A 17,105-nucleotide genomic window follows, 5' to 3' on the forward strand; every position below is an offset into this window, starting at 1 on the left:
GCCACGGACCTCGGAAGAAGCGGCCGAAGATGGCGCGCCTCACCCCCTCCCGCCCGCGCTTCCTCGGCATGTTCCCGGGGCACACCGGAGCCGTTCCGCGGGGCCGGCCGGCAAAGGGCGCTCGCGGTGGGCGTGCCGCTACCGAAGGTGACGGACGGACGCCCGGTGCCGGCCATGGAGCCGGACGCCGAACACCTCCTGTTCGGCCCGCTCTTGCAGCGCTCTCACCGCTGCCACCCCTGTCTGATTCACGCGCGCCGACTCGCCCGTGTGCGGCGACACGTCTGCCGCGGTCCTCCGCCGGGCGGACGGCGTCACGGCCTGGGTGCGCCGGTTGCGGCGTCGTCCGTGGTCTCCAGTGTGGTCACGAGCCGGTCCAGTGCGGGCAGCGCCCGGGCGAGTGCGAGCCGGTCGGCGGCCGGCAGCTCGTCGACGACCCGGGTGAGCGCCGCGGTACTGGCCCGGTCGTAGCGTTCCAGCAGCTCGAGCGCCTCCCGGGACGCGGTGAGGACCACGGTCCGCTGGTCGTGTGCGGGCCGGACGCGCTCCACCAGTTGCTCGGCGGACATGCTGCGGACGAGGTTGCTCACGGTGGACGGAGCCATCCGCAGCCGGGCGGCCACCGCGCCGGGGGACAGTCCCTCGGGCGATGTGGACAGGGTCCGCAGCAGCTCGATCTGGGCTTCCGGCAGGTCCGGAAGCCCGTCGGCGTTCCGGGTGGCGCGCAGCACGGCGCGCCGCAGGGGTCCCAGCAGTCCGCCCAACCCGGTAGCCACCCGAGCCGTGTCCGCCGGCTCCGGCGGTCCACCGCCCCCGTTCGTGTCCGCCGCACCGAGTCCGCTGTGTATGCCTGGCATGCCTCCATTGTGACCGGAGGGATAGATTTTTGTGTCAAACATATTTTGTGGCAAACTTACGGCGGGAGGGGAAGTGAAGAACCGGTCGGAGGTGCGCGACAGGCCGGCACCTCCGGCACCACAGCAAGGAGCACCACCATGGCCACCGGACACGGGACCCCCACCACCGTCGAGAACCCCGTCCCACCGCAGGATCTGTCCACGATCTCCGGGCACCGGTTCATCTACACCTACGCCAACGGCTGGCAGTACGAGATGTACGTGAAGAACGCCACGACCATCGACTACCGCATCCACAGCGGCATGGTCGGCGGCCGCTGGGTCAAGGACCAGGAAGTCGACCTGGTGCAGCTCGCCGAGGACACCTACAAGGTCTCCTGGACCGAGCCGACCGGCACCTGCGTCGTCGTCAACGTGCTGCCCGGCCGGCGCGTCCTGCACGGCACCATCTTCTTCCCGCAGTGGATCGAGCAGGACGGAAGCAAGACCGTGCTCTACCAGAACGACCACCTGGAGGAGATGCGCGCCTACCGGGACGCCGGCCCCACCTACCCGATCTACGTCGTCCCGGAATTCGCCCGCATCACCCTGTTCGAGTACGTCGGCGAGGACGACGAGAGCGTCGTCGCGGTGGGCCCGAACGATCTGCCCAAGGGGTTCGCCGACCGCACCGACTGACGACGGCGACGCCCCTGACACGGCCGCGGGGCGCTTACCGGGCGGTCTGCGGTCCGTGGGACAGGACGAGTGTTCCGGTGGGCTCCAGGGCCACGCCCACGCCGTCGCTGATCCTGGCGAGCGTGGCGCTCAGCCACGCACAGTCCTCCTCCGGCGGGTGTTCCAGCCGCATCCGCCGGGCCCGCAGGGGCACCATGCGCAGGGAGGCCAGCCGTCCCGTACCGGCCGCCACAGAGGCGAGGTGGGCGAGGCGGAGGTCGTCACGGTATTCCTCGTACCCCCGGATGCCTTCGTAGTCGTCGATGAAGTCGCCGCAGCCGTGCAGGATCAGCCGGTCCCGGTACACCTCGACGGGGCGGGGGTGGTGCGAGGAGTGTCCGTGGACGACGTCGACACCGCCGTCCACCAGGGCATGCGCGAACCGGACCTGGCCCAGCGGCACGTGATAGCCCCAGTTGGAGCCCCAGTGCACGGACACGACCGCGACGTCACCCGCTCGTTTGGCCTGTTGCACGCGCCGGACCACGGCTTCGGCCGCCGGGACCGACTCGGGAACGTAGGCGATCCCGGCCCGTTCCGCGGTCGCCGCCCAGCTGGGTGGGATGCCGCTGGACGACATACCGATGGCGAACACCAGAACGCGGGCGGCGCCCCCCACGGGAACCACGGCCGGCGCGTACGCAGCCGCGGCATCGCGCCCGGCTCCGGCCACCCGCAGGCCGGAGCGGGCCAAGGTGTCGAGGGTCTCCTCCAGGCCGCGACGGCCGAAGTCCAGGACGTGGTTGTTGGCCAGCACGCAGACATCGGGCCGGGCCACCAAGAGGGCGGGCAGGTTGGCCGGGTGCATCCGGTAGTGCACCGCCTTGCCGTGCGCGAACTCTCCGTCGCCGGTGATCGCTGTCTCCAGATTCATGATCCGGACGTCCGGGGCGCTCCGCTCCAGCACGTCCAGAGCCTCGCCCCACGGCCATGCCCAGCCGACCGGCGCGGGAATCGGGCCGCCGACCCGTTCCGCCAGTTCCACGTAGGACCGCGCGTCGCGCACGTACTCCTCCCGTAGCTCCGGAGCGCCGGGATGCGGGAGGATCTGGTCGACACCGCGCCCGAGCATGACGTCACCGCACAGGAACAACGTCACCACGCCAGTGCCCGTGCTCTGGCCGTCGGCCCCGTCGTCGTGTGCCCGAGTGCTCACGTCTGCCATGTCCCGGCCCCGCTCACGTGCGCGTTCATCTATGCGGCAGCCGCCCGTCCAGCCGCAGGCGACGACTTGTGAACGGCCGATGAAGCACGACTACCCAGCGGACGTCGGCGGACGTCACCAGGAGACGACCATTCGTTGATCGACGGGATGGGTGAGGCCGGCCTGCGGCGGCCCCTTCGGCTTCACCCCCGGCGACCTCCTCGCGGCGTAGTCCGGCGACTCTGCGCCCCCCGAGGTGCTTGTGCCCACGGCACCCATGGCGCCCATGGCCTCCATGGCCGGACGGTGGCTGCTCGCACTACCTGGGTGTGCCGCACCCAGGCGGAGAGCACCCTGGTACCCCCACGCTGACCTGCGCAGACTCGGTCGGGCATGACATCTGGGCCCCACCGGGTCGCGGCGCGGGCCCTGCCCCGCCCGAAAGTCACTGGAGGAAGGCAGAACAGTGAAGCGGACCGACCAACCCGCCACCGGCAACGCCGGCGGAACCGGGACCGTCGCGGAGGTTTCCTCGGCACCCGGCACGCCTGCCCTGCTGGTGTTGTGCGCGGCTCATTTCATGGACGCCATCGACCTGTCCGACGTCGGCGTGGCCCTGCCGGCCATCCAGCGTGACCTCGACATGGCATCGGGCTCCCTGCAGTGGGTCGTGTCCGCCTATGCCCTCGGCTACGGCGGGTTTCTCCTGCTGGGGGGCCGGGTCGCCGATCTGTTCGGCCGACGACGCGCCTTCCTGACCGCGGTCGCCGTCTTCGGCGTGGTGAGCGTGCTGGGAGCGCTCGCTCCGACCGGTGACCTGCTGATCGCGGCGCGGCTGGTGAAGGGCGTCGCCGCGGGCTTCCTGGCCCCGGCGGCCCTCTCCCTGATCACGACCAACTGGCAGGAAGGACCGCAGCGTGGCCGTGCTCTCGGGTGGTACGCCACCGCCGGCGCCAGCGGCTTCATCGGAGGGCTGGTCCTCGGCGGCGTATTGACCGAGCTGTCGTGGCGGCTGGTCTTCGCGCTCCCCGTGCCCATCGCCGTGGCGGCACTGCTCGCAGGGCTGCGCCTGCTCCCGGCGGACCCCCGGGGCAGCGCCCGCGAGAGGATCGATGTCCCGGGTGCGCTGACGGCCACCGGAGCACTGGTGCTCCTGGTCTACGCCCTCACGCAGGCTCCGTCGCACGGCTGGCTCTCCGCCCGCACCCTCGTCCTCTTCGTCGTCGCGGCCGGCCTGCTCGTCCTGTTCCTCCGTGTCGAGTCCCGCTCGCGCAGGCCCCTGGTCCCGCTGTCCTTCCTCACCCGGCGCGCGACCGCGGGCACCAACCTGACGATCTTCGCCATGTGGGGCGCCTACACGTCGTTCGCGTTCCTCGCCACGCTCTACCTGCAGAACGTGCTGGACTGGACACCGCTGCAGACCGCCGGTGCCTTCGTCCCACTGGGCCTCGCCAACGGCGCGCTGGCACCGTTCGCGGGACGGCTCGCCGCCCGGTTCGGCGTGCACAGGATGATCGCCGCCGGGATGCTGCTCCTCGCGTTGTCCTACGCCCTGTTCTTCCGGATCGGCCCCGACAGCCCCTTCCTCACGGTGGTCCTGCCCGTCATGGTCGTCAACGGGATCGGCACCGCGGCGACGTTTCCCGCGCTGAACATGGCCGCGGTGGCCCGGGTGCCCGACCGGGACCAAGGACTGGCGGGGGCCTTGCTCAACACCTTCATGCAGATCGGCGGTGCCGTCGTCCTCGCCCTGGTCACCGCGGTCGTCGAAGCGGGACAGCGGGCGAACCAAGGTGACCCTCTGGCGGGCTACGGCTTCGGTACCGGCGTCATCGTCGCCGCCGTGCTCGCCGGCCTGGGCGGCACCCTCCTCATCCGGCACCGGACCGACAGCCCGGACCGCTGACCACGCAGCCCCTCGCTCCGCCACGAGGTCGTCCGTCACCACGCTGGACACCGGCAGGGAGACCCGGACAAGCCCGTCACGCACATCACCGCGGAGGACCGGGACAGCATGATGGACGTCCACGCTCGGTCAGGCGTCCGCGTACGCCTCCCCGCCCAGCTGGAACCCGGCCGACCCGGCGGTGGCGTCCGCGAGCCAGGACCGGAAGGCCTCCACGTCGGCCTCCGGCAGGCCGATCTCCAGGGTGACGACTTCGTCGTACCGCACGTCGCGCACCGCGCGTCCCGCGGTGCGCAGTTCGTTCTGGAGCTTGCCGGCGCGCTGGTGGTCGACGGTCACCGTGGCCAGGCGGAACCGGCGCCGGGTGAGCGTGCCGAGGTCGTCCAGGGCCTCGCCGACCGCTCCGCCGTAGGCGCGGATGAGGCCGCCCGCGCCGAGCTTGACGCCGCCGTAGTAACGGGTGACGACGGCGACGACGTACCGCATGTCGCGGCGCAGCAGCATCTGGAGCATCGGGACGCCGGCGGTGCCGCCGGGTTCACCGTCGTCGCTGGCCTTCTGGACGGCGGCGTCGGCTCCGATGACGTACGCCCAGCAGTTGTGGGTGGCGTCCGCGTGCTCCTTGCGTACGCCCGCGATGAACTCCTGGGCCTCCTGCTCGGTGGCCGCCGGGGCGAGGGCGCACAGGAAACGGGAGCGGTTGATCTCGGTCTCGTGCACACCCGCGCGGGCGACCGTGCGGTACTCGTCCTGCATCCGGCCAGCCTATGCGCTCACCGTCATCCGCCCCTCGGCGCGGTCACCCAGGCCGGCGGGGCCCTCCGGCCCGACCCGGTCCAGGGCGTCGTCCAGCGCGTCCCGGCCGGCGGCGAGGATCAGCTCCTCCAGGCGGTGCGGCGGACCGGGCCCCGGGCGCGCGATCACACCGGGGAGCCGAGGTCGCGGGTGAGTTCGAGGCCGAGGAACCGGTCGGCGTAGGCGTAGGTCTCGAACCGGGCCCCGTCCGGAAGGCCCGGATCGGTCTCCACGTCGCGCAGGACACGCAGCACGCCCGGGGCGTCCAGGTCGTCCTCCCAGGCGGCCCGCAGCCGATCGCGCACCTCGCCCGGGACGGGACGCGACGGCTGCCGCGCCCAGGCGGCGACCGCGCGGCGCCAGCGCGCGAGCGTGTCCCGGGCCTCGTCCAACGCGGTCGCGCCGAGCTCCACGCGCGCGTGGTGATGACGCTCCAGCAGGGCGAGTCGCAGCGCATCGGGGTCGGCGGGGCCCTGTTCGGCCGGGGTCACGGGGGCGACGGCGACCGTTGCACCGTCCGGAGCGGCCCCGCCCTCGCACACCACGTGCACGGCCTGGCCGGCGCCACCGACGCGGCCGTCCTCGAAGGGCCGGATGCCGAGGGCCGCGGCGTCCTCCCTCAGCCGCGCCCGGTCCTCCGCGCCGGTCAGCAGGGGCCACGCGGGCGTGCCGTCGAGCTCCAGGGCTCGGACCAGCAGGTCGGCGACGAGCAGCACGCGCAGGCCGGTGGTGTCGTGGCCCGGCGCGTGCACCTCGACACGGGTCGGGCCCCGGCGTGCGGGGGCGGCGGGGACGGGCTCTGCGGTCCGGGCGTCGATGATGCGCAGCACGGGGTGAGCGTAGGCGGGGCGGGGCGACGGTGCACAGGGGCGCGCTCACCGCACGCCCCTCGCCGTACGGGGAATCCCTGCGGGCCGCCGTCCGTTGTCGGTCCGGGAAGATGCGACACGAGTCGTCCAGGAGTCCAAGGAGGCCGCCGGTGTACGGCGACGAGGCAACCGTCCGCAAGATCCTCACCGAGCTCGGCGACACCTGGGCCGTGGTCGGCCTGTCGTCCAATCGGCAGCGCGCGGCGTACGGCGTCGCCGAGGTGCTGCAGCGCTTCGGCAAGCGCGTCGTGCCCGTGCACCCCAAGGCGGAGACGGTGCACGGCGAGCCCGGTTACGCCTCCCTCGCGGACATCCCCTTCGACGTGGACGTCGTCGACGTCTTCGTCAACAGCGACCTGGCCGGAGCGGTCGCCGAAGATGCGGTGGCGAAGGGCGCCGGGGCCGTCTGGTTCCAGCTCGGCGTCATCGACGAGGCGGCGTACGAGCGGACCCGCGCCGCGGACCTGGAGATGGTGATGGACCGCTGCCCGGCGATCGAGATACCGCGGCTCGGCTGACCCGGTGCGCGCGGGGTGACCCGCACGGCGCCACCGCCCGGGCGCGCCCGCGTCGCCCGCCACGACTACGGCCTCGGCCGGCCGGCGTCGCCCGCCGAGGCGCCGCCGTCCTGCGACCGCGTCGTGTTCGGCATGCCTCCGCTCGGTCTCGCCGGTCACATGGCGCGCAGCCCCGAGGTGGCCCGCTACTGCCTCCTGGCGATCGTCCTGGTCCTGCGGAACGCGGCGCGCGAGGTGTTCCGGCGGCTGATGGACGCCGTCGTTCCGGCGCCGGTGGACCGGGCGAAGCACGTACTGGGCGAGGTGGTCGGCGTCCGCGGGGCGGGTGAGCTGCGGCTGCGCCGGATCGGGCACCGGCTGCGCGCCGAGGTCGTCCTGGTCGTGGACGGCGAGGCCGACCGTCCGTCAGGGCCGTCACATCGTCGTCGAGGCCGAGCACGCGCTGCTGCACGCCGTGCCGCGGCGCGCCGCCGCCCTGGTCCACGCCTACCCGGCGCCGGCGCCGGCCCCTCACGCCACGGCGTGAGCGGTCAGACGACGCCGAGCCCCTCCAGGACCACCGCCCCGGGCAGTTCCGCGAAGGCCTTGCCGGGCACCAGCAGCTTGCCGCGCCGGCGTCCGCTGCCGACGAGGACGTACGGCAGGTCGACGACGGCCGAGTCCACCAGCACGGGCCAGTCGCCGGGCAGGCCGACCGGGGTGATGCCGCCGTACTCCATGCCGGTCTCGCTCGTGGCGGTGTCCATCGAGGCGAACGACGCCTTCCGGGCGCCGAGGTGGCGGCGCACGACGCCGTTGACGTCGACCCGGGTGGTGGAGAGCACCACACAGGCGGCCGTCGTCGTGTCGCCGCCCCGCTTGCCGGTGACCACCACGCAGTTGGCCGACTGCTCCAGCAGCTCACGCCCGTAGTGCTCGACGAAGGTGGCGGTGTCGGCCCACTCCGGATCGGTGTCGACGTAGACGATCTGCTCGGCGGGGAGGCTGCCGCGCCAGTGGCGCACGGCGTCGGCGACCGGGCGGGTCAGTGCGTCGAGGCAGTCCGGGGCGGGGGTGGCGTTGTCGAAGTTCCCGAGGGGTGCGTGCATGGCGGCACGCTAACAACAGCGCGCGGCACGGTGAACGGTCGTCTCAGCGGACGGGCGGCACCGAGACCGCCATGATCATCTCCGTTGGTCCGTCGCCCTCGTTGCCGTACGTGTGCGGGGCGTCGGCCTCGAAGGAGGCGCTCGCGCCCGTCGGGACGCGGTGGGTCACGCCGTCGACGGTGAGCGTCAGTTCCCCGGCCGTGACGTGCACCAGTTCCACCGTGCCGGTGGGGTGCGGGTCGGACGGGCTGCTCTCGCCCGGCATGAGCCGCCACTCCCACATCTCCAGCGGGCCGGGCGCCTCCACCCCGGCGAGCAGTCGGCTGAAACTGCCCGCGTCCGTGTGCCAGAGCCTTACCGCCTGTTCGGCGGGGACGACGCGGACCGCGGGACCCTGCTCCCGGTCGAGCAGGGTGGCGAGGCTGACACCGAGCGCGTCGCCGATCTTGACGACGGTGCCGATGCTGGGGTTGGTGCGGGCCTGTTCGATCTGGATCAGCATGCCGCGGCTGACCCCGGCCCGTGCGGCGAGCGCGTCCAGGGTGAAGCCGCGCTCGGCGCGCCGGCGTTTGACGTTGCGCGCCAGGGACCGGGTCAGCAGGTCGAGGTCCGCCACGTTCCGTCCCTTGCTTGTCCCATGTCGTGGATGACGCGGTGCGGGTTCACCGAACCACCGTCTACTGCACCTGAACGTCCACCGAACTGTACTGCGCGCATCGGGCCGTGACAGCGCTGTCCTCCTCTGCCGCCCGCGTGCTGCGGAGTCCGCCGGCCTCGGCGACGGGTGCCGATCCGGCGCGGACCCGCGCTCACGCGCCCTGTCCGGGTACGCGGCCGCCGGCCACGGGCTGAGGCGGCGGACGCTCAGCCCTCGGCGGCCGGCTCCGCGAGCCTGCCCGCCGGCCCCGTCCGGTCGTCCAGTGCGGCGAGCCCGGCCACCGCATCGTCGTCCAGCTCGGACAGCGCCCGCAACTGCCCCGGCGTGACCCCGTCGGGGATCGGCACCGGGGCCGGGGTCCGCAGCGGCGGCTGCCAGCCCTCGGCGGGCGTCCAGCGCCGTACGACACGGGCCGGCGCGCCGGCCACCACGGCGTGGTCGGGGACCGTGCCCCGGACCACGGCACCGGCGGCCACCACCACGTTCCGCCCGATCCGTGCTCCGGGCAGGATCACCGCGCCGGTGCCGATCCAGCAGCCGGAACCGATCTCCACCGGGTCCATCCGGGGCCACTGCTTGCCGATGGGCTGGTGCGGGTCGTCGTAGGAGTGATTGGTGGAGGTGACGTAGACGTACGGGCCGAAGTAGCAGTCGCTGCCGATGGTGACCGTGGTGTCCGCGATGACGTGGCTGCCGCGGCCGAGGACGACTCCGTCGCCGATGCGCAGGATCGGCTCGGGTCCGAGGTCGAGGTCGGGCATGAGTCCGGCGGTGAGGGTGACCTGTTCGCCGACGATGCAGTGGTCGCCGACGTGGATCCAGGGCTCGCCGAAGACCGTGCCGAGCGGGAAGGCGAGCCGGGTGCCCGTGCCCATCGCGCCGAAGCGGAAGCGTCCGGGGTGTGCGGCGGTGACCGAGCCGGTGCGCTGCACCCAGGCCCAGCCCGCGTGGACGGCCCGCTGCGCGAGGCGGCTTCGCCAGGACGAGAACGTGTTCTTGCGCTTCGGCACCCGCTCACGGTAGTCGGCGTGCGGTGCGGCCATGACCGCGGAGGCCTGTGATCTTCACCCCACCGGGTGGCGTACGGTGCCGTACATCACCCGAGCAGGAGGCGATGATGACGCAGAAGGCGCTGATCACGGGCATCGGCGGCAAGGACCCGAGGGTGGACGTGGAGGCCTTCGTGGCACCGACGTCCTCGGTCATCGGGGACGTGACGCTGCACGCGGGGGCGAGCGTCTGGTACGGGGCGGTGCTGCGCGGCGACGTCGAGCGGATCTCCGTCGGCGCCGACAGCAACGTCCAGGACAACTGCACGCTCCACGCCGACCCCGGCTTCCCCGTCACCGTCGGCGAACGCGTTTCCATCGGCCACAACGCCGTGGTGCACGGCGCGACCGTCGAGGACGACTGCCTGATCGGCATGGGCGCCACGGTGCTCAACGGCGCGGTGATCGGTGCCGGCTCGCTCGTCGCCGCCCAGGCCCTGGTCCCGCAGGGGATGCGGGTGCCCCCCGGCTCGCTGGTCGCGGGGGTCCCGGCGAAGGTGAAGCGGGAGCTGACGGAGGAGGAGCGCCAGGGCGTCACGCTGAACGGGACGATGTACGCGGCGCTGGCTGTGGAGCACGCTCGGCTCGGGGGGTGAGCGGGGGGGGTGAGCGGGGGGGACTGTGGTCCTCGGGTCAGCGGCGGGCACCGGTCGAGTCCGGTCGCGCCCGCGCGGCGAAGGCGCGGATCGACGTCGCCCCGCGCCCCTTGGCGGGGCGCCTCACTCCTCGGCGGTCACCGGCTGGGCCTCCGCCTGGGTCTCCGTCCGGGCCTTGCCCGCCTTGCGCTTGACGATCAGCATCGAGGCGATGCCGATCAGGACCGCCACCACCAGGCCCAGCCACGAGAAGCGCTTGAGCCAGGACTCGGCGACGACACCGACGTAGTAGATGACGGCGGTGGTGCCGCCCGCCCAGACGATGCCGCCGAGGACGTTGGCGATCAGGAACTTCCAGTACGGCATCCGCAGTACGCCGGCCAGCGGTCCCGCGAAGATGCGCAGCAGGGCGACGAAACGGCCGAAGAAGACGGCCCACATGCCCCACTTCTGGAAGGACCGCTCGGCCGTGGCGATGTGTCCCTCGCCGAAGTGCTTGGGGAACTTCCCGCCCAGCCAGGCCAGCAGCGGTCGGCCGCCCTTGCGGCCGATGGCGTATCCGATGGAGTCGCCGATCACCGCGCCCGCGCTGGCGCAGGCGCCGAGGACCAGCGGGTCGATCCCGCCGTGCTGTGACGACAGCAGGGCCGCCGACACCAGGATGATCTCGCCGGGCAACGGAATGCCCAGGCTTTCCAGACCGATGACCAGTCCGACCACGGCGTAGACGGCCGCCGCGGGCACCGTGTCGAGCCATTCCTGGACGTGCAACGCCCACCCTCCGCTTCGCGTACCTGCTGCGTTCCGGGTGGGACTCGCCGCTTCCCGGTGCGCCTCGACCGAGGCGCACCGGGAAGCCTACCGGGTCGCCGGCGGTCAGCCGCTGGGTCGCAGGGTCCACGTGACGGTCATCTCGCCGGTGACGGCGCCGTCCTCCCGCTGGATGGCGACGCTCACCGGGAACTCGGGGCGGCTGCCCTCGTCCAGTTCCGCGACGACCTCGGCGATGGGGCGGCCGAGTGTCGCGGTGGCCGTGACCGGTCCGAGCGCGATCTTCTTGAAGGCGATCTCGGCGGTGACCGGCAGCGGCACCGCCCGGGAGAGCTGGTCCCCGAAGGCGGCCAGCACGATCGCCCCGCTGGCCGACTCACCCAGCGTGAACATGGCTCCGGCGTGCGGCCCGCCGACGTGGTTGCGGTACTCGCTCTGATCAGGAAGGGCCAGCACCGCCTTTTCCGGAGTGGTCTCCAGGTACTCGAGGTTCAGGGTCCGGACCATCGGCACCGTGGCGGCGAGCAACTCGCCGATCGACATCTGATCTGCGCTCATGGCAGCAGGTTACCCGCGAGTAGCATCAACGGGCCAGGCTCGGCGTGTTTCCGACTTCGGTACGTCCCTGACAAAGGCTGGTGACCGAATCGTGTCCTGGGCGGCATTAGGGTGACTGCTCATGTGGCCAGGACAGCAGCCGCCCGGGGGCGAGCAGAACCCGCAGGACAATCCGTACCAGCAGCCGGGGTACCAGCAGCCGAATCCGTATCAGCAGCCCGGCTACCAGCAGCAGCCCAATCCCTATGGGCAGCAGCAGTGGGGGACTCCGCAGCCCCCCGGGGCCCCTCAGCCGGCTTCGGGCGGTGGCGGTGGCGGTGGCGGAAACCGGACCAAGCTGGTCGCGATCGTCGCGTCCCTCGCCGTGGTGGTGGCCGCCGGTGTCACCGGGTTTCTCGTCCTGGGCGGTGACAAGGACGACCAGGCGGACGACGGCAAGGACAAGAAGCCGTCCGCGAGCGCGTCCGCGGACAAGTCCGGGTCCCCGACCGCCGACCCGAGCGTGTCCGGCTCCGACGACAACCCGCGCGACGACGGCGAGCTGAAGGCGACCGTCGAGGGCTGGAAGGTCGTCGCCAACCCCCGGTTCGGCACCCTGTTCGACGTGCCCGCCGAGTGGGAGATCGACAGCACCGACACCAGCGTCGGCTTCGAGTGGGAGGAGAAGGACGGCAAGATCGAGCGCACCACCGTCACCGCCCCCGCCTACCTGAAGTCCGAATGGTGCACCTCGGACGAGAACAAGGACGGCCGCAAGGAGAGCACCGCTCTCGCCACCACCGGCACCCGCGGTGAGAGCGGCGCCAAGGACACGGACATGGCGGCCGAGACGCGGGTGCCGTGGTGGATCTACGGCGGTTACACGGAGCCGGACAAGAAGAGCGTGAAGTACGGCAAGCCCAAGCCGTACACCACGACGTCCGGCATCCAGGGCAGCGTCATCACGGCGTACTCCCAGGGCACGCCCCAGAAGGGGAAGTGCGACACCGAGGGCAAGGCGATCACCTTCGCCTTCCAGAACAGCGCGGGCGACTTCGTCACCTGGAACCTCTACGGCGCCAAGGGCGTCAAGGACGAGCTCCCCGAGGCGACGATCCAGAAGATCCTGAGCACCGTGCGCCTCACCGAGGAGCCGCCGACCGAGTCGTAGGCACCCCGCCGGGCGGCGCCGCGCGCGCCGCTCAGCCGATGCCGAACGCCCCCGCGGGAGGCTCGGGCGACGGTACGGCGTCCGCGTCCCGCACCGGCAGCGCGTCGCCGATGAGCTCGAGCAGGGCGGGCCCGTGCTCGACCCTGGCCGGGAAGGCGTCGGCGGCGGTGCGCCGGGCCAGCGCCGCCGTGTCGAGGGGCCGGTGCGCGGCGACGAGCACCGCGTTGCCGAAGCGGCGTCCGCGCAGGACACCCGGTTCGGCGATCAGCGCCAACTCCTCGAAGAGCGTGGCGAACCCAGCCAGTTGGGGGCGCAGGAACGGGAACGGCGCCGCGTCGGCCAGGTTGGCCACGTAGACGCCGTCGGCCCGCAGGACCCGTGCGGCCTCGCGCACGTAGTCCACGGAGGTCAGGTGCGCGGGCACCCGCGACCCCCCGAAGACGTCGGCGACCAGCAGGTCGGCCGAGTCCGCGGGGGCGGCCTCCAGCCAGGCGCGGGCATCGGTACCGTGCGCGGTGATGCCCGCGCCGTCCGGCAGCGGCAGGTGTTCGGCGACCAGGTCCAGCAGGCCCCGGTCGGCCTCCACGACGTCCTGCCGCGAGCCGGGCCGGGTGGCGGCCAGGTAACGCGGCAGGGTGAACGCGCCCCCGCCGAGGTGCAGCACGTCCAGCGCGCGCCCCGGCTCGGCCACCGTGTCCAGGACGTGGCCGAGCCGGCGCGTGTACTCGAACTCCAGGTGCGTCGGCTCGTCCAGGTCGACGTACGACTGCGGCGCCCCGTCGACGGTGAGCAGCCAGGCCCGCCTCCGGTCGACGTCGGGCATGAGCTTGGCGGTGCCGTGGTCGGTGACGCGGCTGACCGGTATGGCTTCGTTCACCCCGCCATTGTGCCGGGTGAGGGAGTGCGGCCCGGCCCCGTCGGCCGGTCCGCGCTCCCCCTGCCCTTACCCGGAACCGCTCATTCGACGGCGGTCACGGTCCCCGCCCCCACGGTCCGCCCGCCCTCACGGACGGCGAACCCGAGACCGGGCTCCAGCGGCACGTCCCGCCCCAGCTCCACCGTCATCGTGACCGTGTCCCCGGGCCGGGCGACGGCCGTCGCACCGAGGTCGACGTCCCCGACCACGTCCGCGGTCCGGATGTAGAACTGCGGCCGGTATCCGGTGGCGACCGGCGTCGAGCGACCGCCCTCGCGCGCCGACAGCACGTACACCCGGGCGGAGAAGCGCCGCCCGGGCACGACACTGCCGGGCGCGGCGACCACGTGGCCGCGGCGCACCGTGTCGCGGGCGACACCGCGCAGCAGCAGCGCCACGTTGTCCCCGGCCTGCGCCTGATCCATCGGCTTGCCGAAGGTCTCCAGGCCGGTGACGACCGTCTCGACGGATGCCCCGAGCACGTCGACCCGGTCGCCGACGCGGACGGTGCCGCGCTCGATGGCGCCGGTGACGACCGTGCCCCGGCCGGTGATGGTGAGCACGTTCTCCACGGACAACAGGAACGGCGCGTCCAGATACCGCTCGGGCATGGGCACATAGGTGTCCACGGCGTCGAGCAGCGCCTCGACGGACGCCGTCCACCGCGGGTCGCCCTCCAGGGCCTTCAGCCCCGAGACCCGTACGACGGGCACGGTGTCTCCGCCGTAGCCGTGCGCGGTGAGCAGCTCGCGGACCTCCAGCTCGACGAGGTCGGTGAGCTCCTCGTCACCCGCGTCGGCCTTGTTCAGCGCGACGACGATGTGGTCGACGCCCACCTGCCGGGCGAGCAGGACGTGTTCGGCGGTCTGCGGCATGATCCCGTCCAGCGCGGAGACGACGAGGATCGCCCCGTCGAGCTGGGCGGCGCCGGTGACCATGTTCTTGACGTAGTCGGCGTGGCCCGGCATGTCCACGTGCGCGTAGTGCCGGGTGTCGGTCTCGTACTCGACGTGCGCGAGGTTGATGGTGATGCCGCGCGCCGCCTCCTCCGGGGCACGGTCGATGCGGTCGAACGGCACGAACGTGCCGGCGCCGCGCTCGGCGAGGACCTTGGTGATGGCGGCGGTCAGGGTGGTCTTGCCGTGGTCGACATGGCCCATCGTGCCGATGTTCAGATGTGGTTTGGTGCGGACGTACGCCGTCTTGGACATGGCGGTACCTCGAAGCCTCGTGGCGGTGGTGGGGACCCCGGGGGCCGGCCGACCCTCCCCCTGCGGGGTCCGCCGGACGATCCGGGGAGGGTCAGCTTCGGGCGCCGTCGGCGGCGGCCGGGAAGAAGGGGACGGCAGCCTTCGGGGCATCCGCGACCGCGGATGCTGCGAGGTGGAAGGCGTACCGGAACATGACGCCGATCCTTGCCGACGCCCTGCCCCACGTCGAATGGTTTTTTATGGCACAGGAGTTCGAAGGTTGCCCCGGTCCACTACGGGCCGGTGTTCCGCAGCGCCTCCCGCACGGACAGCGGCGCGAGTCGTTCCCTGTGTTCGGCCACGAAGCCGCGCACGGCGTCCGGGTCGGTCTTGGCGTACTCGCGCAGGCACCAGCCGATGGCCTTGCGAACGAAGAAGTCGGCGTGGCCGCAGCGGCGCAGGCAGTAGCCGAAGAGGCGGTCGGTGTCGGTGCGTTCCTTGTGGCGCAGTTGGTGGAGCAGGGCGGTGCGGACCAGCCAGAGGTCCTCCTCCGCGATCCACGCGTCCATGTCGGCCGTGAGGGCGCGGTCGGCCGCGACCAGCCCTCCGACCACGTGCGCGGCGAGCAGGTCGACGGTGTCCCACCAGGGGACGGTGGTGAGCAGATGCCGGACCACGGGCAGGAAACCGGAAGAGCAGTGCGTCACATGTCGGCGCAGGAGATCGACGGCGAAGTAGTGGTACTCGCGCTCGGGCAACCGCCAGCAGCGCAGCGCGACCGCGGCGCAGTCCGCCTCGCCGGGGCGGGGCAGGCCGTCCAGGACCGTGCGGGACAGAGCACGGCGAACGGGCCTGGTCAGACCCAGGAACGGAGCAACGTCCTTCATGTACGCCCGCATGGCCACTGCCTGTTCGGGATCGGCGGCGGCGGTGTACACGGCGGTCAGCCGCTCCAGTACGGTGTCGGCGAAGGAGCTGTGCGGCGCGTCCAGAATTCCCGTGTTCGTGACGCTCATGAGACGCACCATACGGCGATCACACACATTTGTCGGTTAGTGTCACCGGATGCTCGATGCCACCACCCGCTCTGGGGGCACCGCCACGGTCTCTCCCCGGACCGCCGCGACGGAGCTCGCCGTCGCCACAGCCGCCGGACCGGTCCCACCGGCCGCTCCGACCGGCTTCGCCGCCCGCGTCACGAGAGTCCTGCTCTCGCCGTGGTCCCGATTCTCCCTGCTCGTCGCCCTGCTGGCCTCGGCCGCGACCGCGGTCGTGCTGTTCCAGCCGCAGCGGTTGCTGACGAACGGCTGGCCGCCACAGCTCGGGGGAGCCGCCGCAGCGGTCGCCTACGCGCTGGCGTACGGGCTGTGCACCGTCGCCTTCGTGCCGCGTCCGCTGCTGAACCTGGCCGCCGGCGCCCTGTTCGGATCTCAGCTGGGCCTGGCCTCGGCGTTGGCGGGGACGGTGCTCGGTGCCGGGCTCGCCTTCTGCCTGGGCCGGGTGCTGGGCCAGGAGGCGCTGCGTCCGCTGCTGCGGGGCAAGTGGCTGAAGGCCGCGGACGGGCAGCTCAGCCGCCACGGCTTCCGCTCGATGCTGGCGGCGCGGCTGTTCCCGGGGGTGCCGTTCGCCGCCGCCAACTACTGCGCGGCCGTCTCCCGCATGGGCCTGCTGCCCTTCCTGCTGGCGACCGGGCTCGGGTCGATCCCCAACACCGCCGCCTACGTCGTCGCCGGCGCCCGCGCCTCGACGCCGACGTCACCGGCGTTCCTGATCGCCATGGCCTGCATCGCCCTGCCGGGGCTGGCGGGCGCGGTGGTGGCCTGGCGCAAGCGCCACCAGCTGCGCGGACGCTGACGGGCGATCACCTCCGTCTTTCCGGAGCGGCGGTTTCGCGTCATACAGTTACGGCGTCACACAGTTACGGCGTCACACGGCTTCGGCGTCACACGGCTTCGAGGATCATCGCGTTGGCGAGGCCGCCCGCCTCGCACATCGTCTGAAGGGCGTAGCGGGCGCCGCGCTCGCGCATGGCGTGGACGAGGTCCGTGGTCAACCGGGTGCCGCCGGCGCCCAGAGGGTGGCCGAGGGCGATGGCCCCGCCGTGCACGTTGACCCGGTCGAGGCCGGCACCGGTCTCCTGCTGCCAGGCCGGCACCACGCTCGCGAACGCCTCGTTGACCTCGAACAGGTCGATGTCGCCGAGCGAGAGCGACGCCCTGCGCAGCACCTTCTCGGTGGCGGGTATGACGCCAGTACGGCCGAGGCGACTGCGAGGGCTACCAGTGAGTAGGAAATCCGAACTCACCGTAACTCTACGAGTTGG

Annotated in this window: 19 protein-coding genes and 2 pseudogenes; 7 read left to right on the top strand and 14 right to left on the bottom strand. The window is 72.4% G+C overall.

Annotation, left to right across the window (positions count from 1 at the left end; translation table 11 throughout):
- Positions 1-314: 314 nt before the first annotated feature.
- A complete protein-coding gene (locus RM812_RS12130; RefSeq protein ID WP_311572480.1) occupies positions 315-857 on the bottom strand; it encodes a MarR family winged helix-turn-helix transcriptional regulator in 543 nt (180 codons plus the stop codon).
- A gap of 138 nt (positions 858-995) precedes the next feature.
- Between RM812_RS12130 and RM812_RS12135 the strand changes: the two genes are divergently transcribed.
- Positions 996-1,535 carry a phenolic acid decarboxylase gene (locus tag RM812_RS12135; protein ID WP_311572481.1) on the top strand — a complete coding sequence of 180 codons (540 nt, stop codon included), beginning with the start codon at positions 996-998 and terminating at the stop codon, positions 1,533-1,535.
- Positions 1,536-1,569: 34 nt separating this feature from the next.
- Here RM812_RS12135 and RM812_RS12140 read toward each other — a convergent pair whose 3' ends face one another.
- Entirely contained in the window at positions 1,570-2,730 is a 1,161-nt protein-coding gene (locus tag RM812_RS12140) for a CapA family protein (RefSeq protein WP_311572482.1), read from the bottom strand.
- Positions 2,731-3,184: 454 nt separating this feature from the next.
- On the opposite strand from RM812_RS12140, the gene RM812_RS12145 reads away from it, so the two are divergent.
- Positions 3,185-4,624 carry an MFS transporter gene (locus RM812_RS12145; protein ID WP_311572483.1) on the top strand — a complete coding sequence of 480 codons (1,440 nt, stop codon included), beginning with the start codon at positions 3,185-3,187 and terminating at the stop codon, positions 4,622-4,624.
- 129 nt (positions 4,625-4,753) lie between these two features.
- On the opposite strand, the gene RM812_RS12150 is transcribed toward RM812_RS12145, so the two are convergent.
- Genes RM812_RS12150 through RM812_RS12160 form a run of 3 tightly spaced genes read right to left on the bottom strand, consistent with a single transcriptional unit; the run spans position 4,754 to position 6,249 of the window.
- Positions 4,754-5,380: a YigZ family protein gene (locus tag RM812_RS12150; protein WP_311572484.1), complete on the bottom strand. Its 627-nt coding sequence runs from the start codon at positions 5,378-5,380 to the stop codon at positions 4,754-4,756.
- 9 nt (positions 5,381-5,389) lie between these two features.
- Complete coding sequence (locus tag RM812_RS12155) at positions 5,390-5,548, bottom strand: hypothetical protein (protein ID WP_311572485.1); 159 nt, start codon at positions 5,546-5,548, stop codon at positions 5,390-5,392.
- The gene (locus RM812_RS12160) at positions 5,545-6,249 is read right to left on the bottom strand and encodes a hypothetical protein (protein WP_311572486.1); all 705 of its coding nucleotides are present in this window, start codon (positions 6,247-6,249) and stop codon (positions 5,545-5,547) included. The genes RM812_RS12155 and RM812_RS12160 overlap by 4 nt, the downstream gene beginning before the upstream one ends.
- Before the next feature lie 149 nt (positions 6,250-6,398).
- Here RM812_RS12160 and RM812_RS12165 point away from each other — a divergent pair, with 149 nt between their 5' ends.
- Positions 6,399-6,806 carry a CoA-binding protein gene (locus RM812_RS12165; protein ID WP_311572487.1) on the top strand — a complete coding sequence of 136 codons (408 nt, stop codon included), beginning with the start codon at positions 6,399-6,401 and terminating at the stop codon, positions 6,804-6,806.
- 195 nt (positions 6,807-7,001) lie between these two features.
- Positions 7,002-7,332: pseudogene (locus RM812_RS12175) on the top strand (cation transporter dimerization domain-containing protein); the annotation flags it as partial.
- Positions 7,333-7,336: 4 nt separating this feature from the next.
- Here RM812_RS12175 and RM812_RS12180 read toward each other — a convergent pair.
- From RM812_RS12180 to RM812_RS12190, 3 genes are all read right to left on the bottom strand, one after another.
- Positions 7,337-7,894, bottom strand: a complete 558-nt coding sequence (locus tag RM812_RS12180) for a YbaK/EbsC family protein (RefSeq protein ID WP_311572488.1) — start codon at positions 7,892-7,894, stop codon at positions 7,337-7,339.
- Positions 7,895-7,937: 43 nt separating this feature from the next.
- The gene (locus RM812_RS12185) at positions 7,938-8,510 is read right to left on the bottom strand and encodes a helix-turn-helix domain-containing protein (protein ID WP_311572489.1); all 573 of its coding nucleotides are present in this window, start codon (positions 8,508-8,510) and stop codon (positions 7,938-7,940) included.
- Positions 8,511-8,758: 248 nt separating this feature from the next.
- Complete coding sequence (locus tag RM812_RS12190) at positions 8,759-9,562, bottom strand: acyltransferase (protein ID WP_311572536.1); 804 nt, start codon at positions 9,560-9,562, stop codon at positions 8,759-8,761.
- A gap of 107 nt (positions 9,563-9,669) precedes the next feature.
- On the opposite strand from RM812_RS12190, the gene RM812_RS12195 reads away from it, so the two are divergent.
- Entirely contained in the window at positions 9,670-10,197 is a 528-nt protein-coding gene (locus tag RM812_RS12195; protein WP_311572537.1) for a gamma carbonic anhydrase family protein, read from the top strand.
- 123 nt (positions 10,198-10,320) lie between these two features.
- Here RM812_RS12195 and RM812_RS12200 read toward each other — a convergent pair whose 3' ends face one another.
- Both RM812_RS12200 and RM812_RS12205 read right to left on the bottom strand, forming a co-directional pair.
- Entirely contained in the window at positions 10,321-10,968 is a 648-nt protein-coding gene (locus RM812_RS12200; RefSeq protein WP_311572490.1) for a DedA family protein, read from the bottom strand.
- Between the two features lie 105 nt (positions 10,969-11,073).
- On the bottom strand, positions 11,074-11,511 hold the full coding sequence (locus RM812_RS12205) for a DUF4442 domain-containing protein (protein ID WP_311572538.1): 438 nt from the start codon (positions 11,509-11,511) through the stop codon (positions 11,074-11,076).
- A 136-nt stretch (positions 11,512-11,647) separates the two neighbouring features.
- Between RM812_RS12205 and RM812_RS12210 the strand changes: the two genes are divergently transcribed.
- Positions 11,648-12,676 (top strand): hypothetical protein, encoded by a 1,029-nt coding sequence (locus tag RM812_RS12210; protein ID WP_311572491.1) that lies wholly within the window; start codon positions 11,648-11,650, stop codon positions 12,674-12,676.
- Between the two features lie 31 nt (positions 12,677-12,707).
- Here the strand turns inward: RM812_RS12210 and RM812_RS12215 are convergent, their stop codons facing one another.
- From RM812_RS12215 to RM812_RS12225, 3 genes are all read right to left on the bottom strand, one after another.
- Positions 12,708-13,553, bottom strand: a complete 846-nt coding sequence (locus tag RM812_RS12215; protein WP_311572492.1) for a spermidine synthase — start codon at positions 13,551-13,553, stop codon at positions 12,708-12,710.
- Positions 13,554-13,633: 80 nt separating this feature from the next.
- On the bottom strand, positions 13,634-14,803 hold the full coding sequence (gene tuf, locus RM812_RS12220; RefSeq protein WP_311572493.1) for an elongation factor Tu: 1,170 nt from the start codon (positions 14,801-14,803) through the stop codon (positions 13,634-13,636).
- A gap of 272 nt (positions 14,804-15,075) precedes the next feature.
- Positions 15,076-15,798 carry a DNA alkylation repair protein gene (locus tag RM812_RS12225; RefSeq protein ID WP_311572494.1) on the bottom strand — a complete coding sequence of 241 codons (723 nt, stop codon included), beginning with the start codon at positions 15,796-15,798 and terminating at the stop codon, positions 15,076-15,078.
- A 49-nt stretch (positions 15,799-15,847) separates the two neighbouring features.
- Between RM812_RS12225 and RM812_RS12230 the strand changes: the two genes are divergently transcribed.
- On the top strand, positions 15,848-16,636 hold the full coding sequence (locus tag RM812_RS12230) for a TVP38/TMEM64 family protein (RefSeq protein WP_311572495.1): 789 nt from the start codon (positions 15,848-15,850) through the stop codon (positions 16,634-16,636).
- 88 nt (positions 16,637-16,724) lie between these two features.
- Here the strand turns inward: RM812_RS12230 and RM812_RS12235 are convergent.
- Positions 16,725-17,075: pseudogene (locus RM812_RS12235) on the bottom strand (steroid 3-ketoacyl-CoA thiolase); the annotation flags it as partial.
- Positions 17,076-17,105 lie beyond the last annotated feature (30 nt).

The organism is Streptomyces lancefieldiae, from assembly GCF_031845825.1.
In the GTDB taxonomy this organism is placed as follows: domain Bacteria; phylum Actinomycetota; class Actinomycetes; order Streptomycetales; family Streptomycetaceae; genus Streptomyces; species Streptomyces lancefieldiae.

Bases quoted from the DNA above. Each gene is read 5' to 3' on its own strand.
- RM812_RS12130 (WP_311572480.1), bottom strand. From the start codon at position 857: ATGCCAGGCATACACAGCGGACTCGGTGCGGCGGACACGAACGGGGGC.
- RM812_RS12135 (WP_311572481.1), top strand. From the start codon at position 996: ATGGCCACCGGACACGGGACCCCCACCACCGTCGAGAACCCCGTCCCA.
- RM812_RS12150 (WP_311572484.1), bottom strand. From the start codon at position 5,380: ATGCAGGACGAGTACCGCACGGTCGCCCGCGCGGGTGTGCACGAGACC.
- RM812_RS12180 (WP_311572488.1), bottom strand. From the start codon at position 7,894: ATGCACGCACCCCTCGGGAACTTCGACAACGCCACCCCCGCCCCGGAC.
- RM812_RS12195 (WP_311572537.1), top strand. From the start codon at position 9,670: ATGACGCAGAAGGCGCTGATCACGGGCATCGGCGGCAAGGACCCGAGG.
- RM812_RS12205 (WP_311572538.1), bottom strand. From the start codon at position 11,511: ATGTCGATCGGCGAGTTGCTCGCCGCCACGGTGCCGATGGTCCGGACC.
- RM812_RS12210 (WP_311572491.1), top strand. From the start codon at position 11,648: ATGTGGCCAGGACAGCAGCCGCCCGGGGGCGAGCAGAACCCGCAGGAC.
- tuf (WP_311572493.1), bottom strand. From the start codon at position 14,803: ATGTCCAAGACGGCGTACGTCCGCACCAAACCACATCTGAACATCGGC.
- RM812_RS12225 (WP_311572494.1), bottom strand. From the start codon at position 15,798: ATGAGCGTCACGAACACGGGAATTCTGGACGCGCCGCACAGCTCCTTC.
- RM812_RS12230 (WP_311572495.1), top strand. From the start codon at position 15,848: ATGCTCGATGCCACCACCCGCTCTGGGGGCACCGCCACGGTCTCTCCC.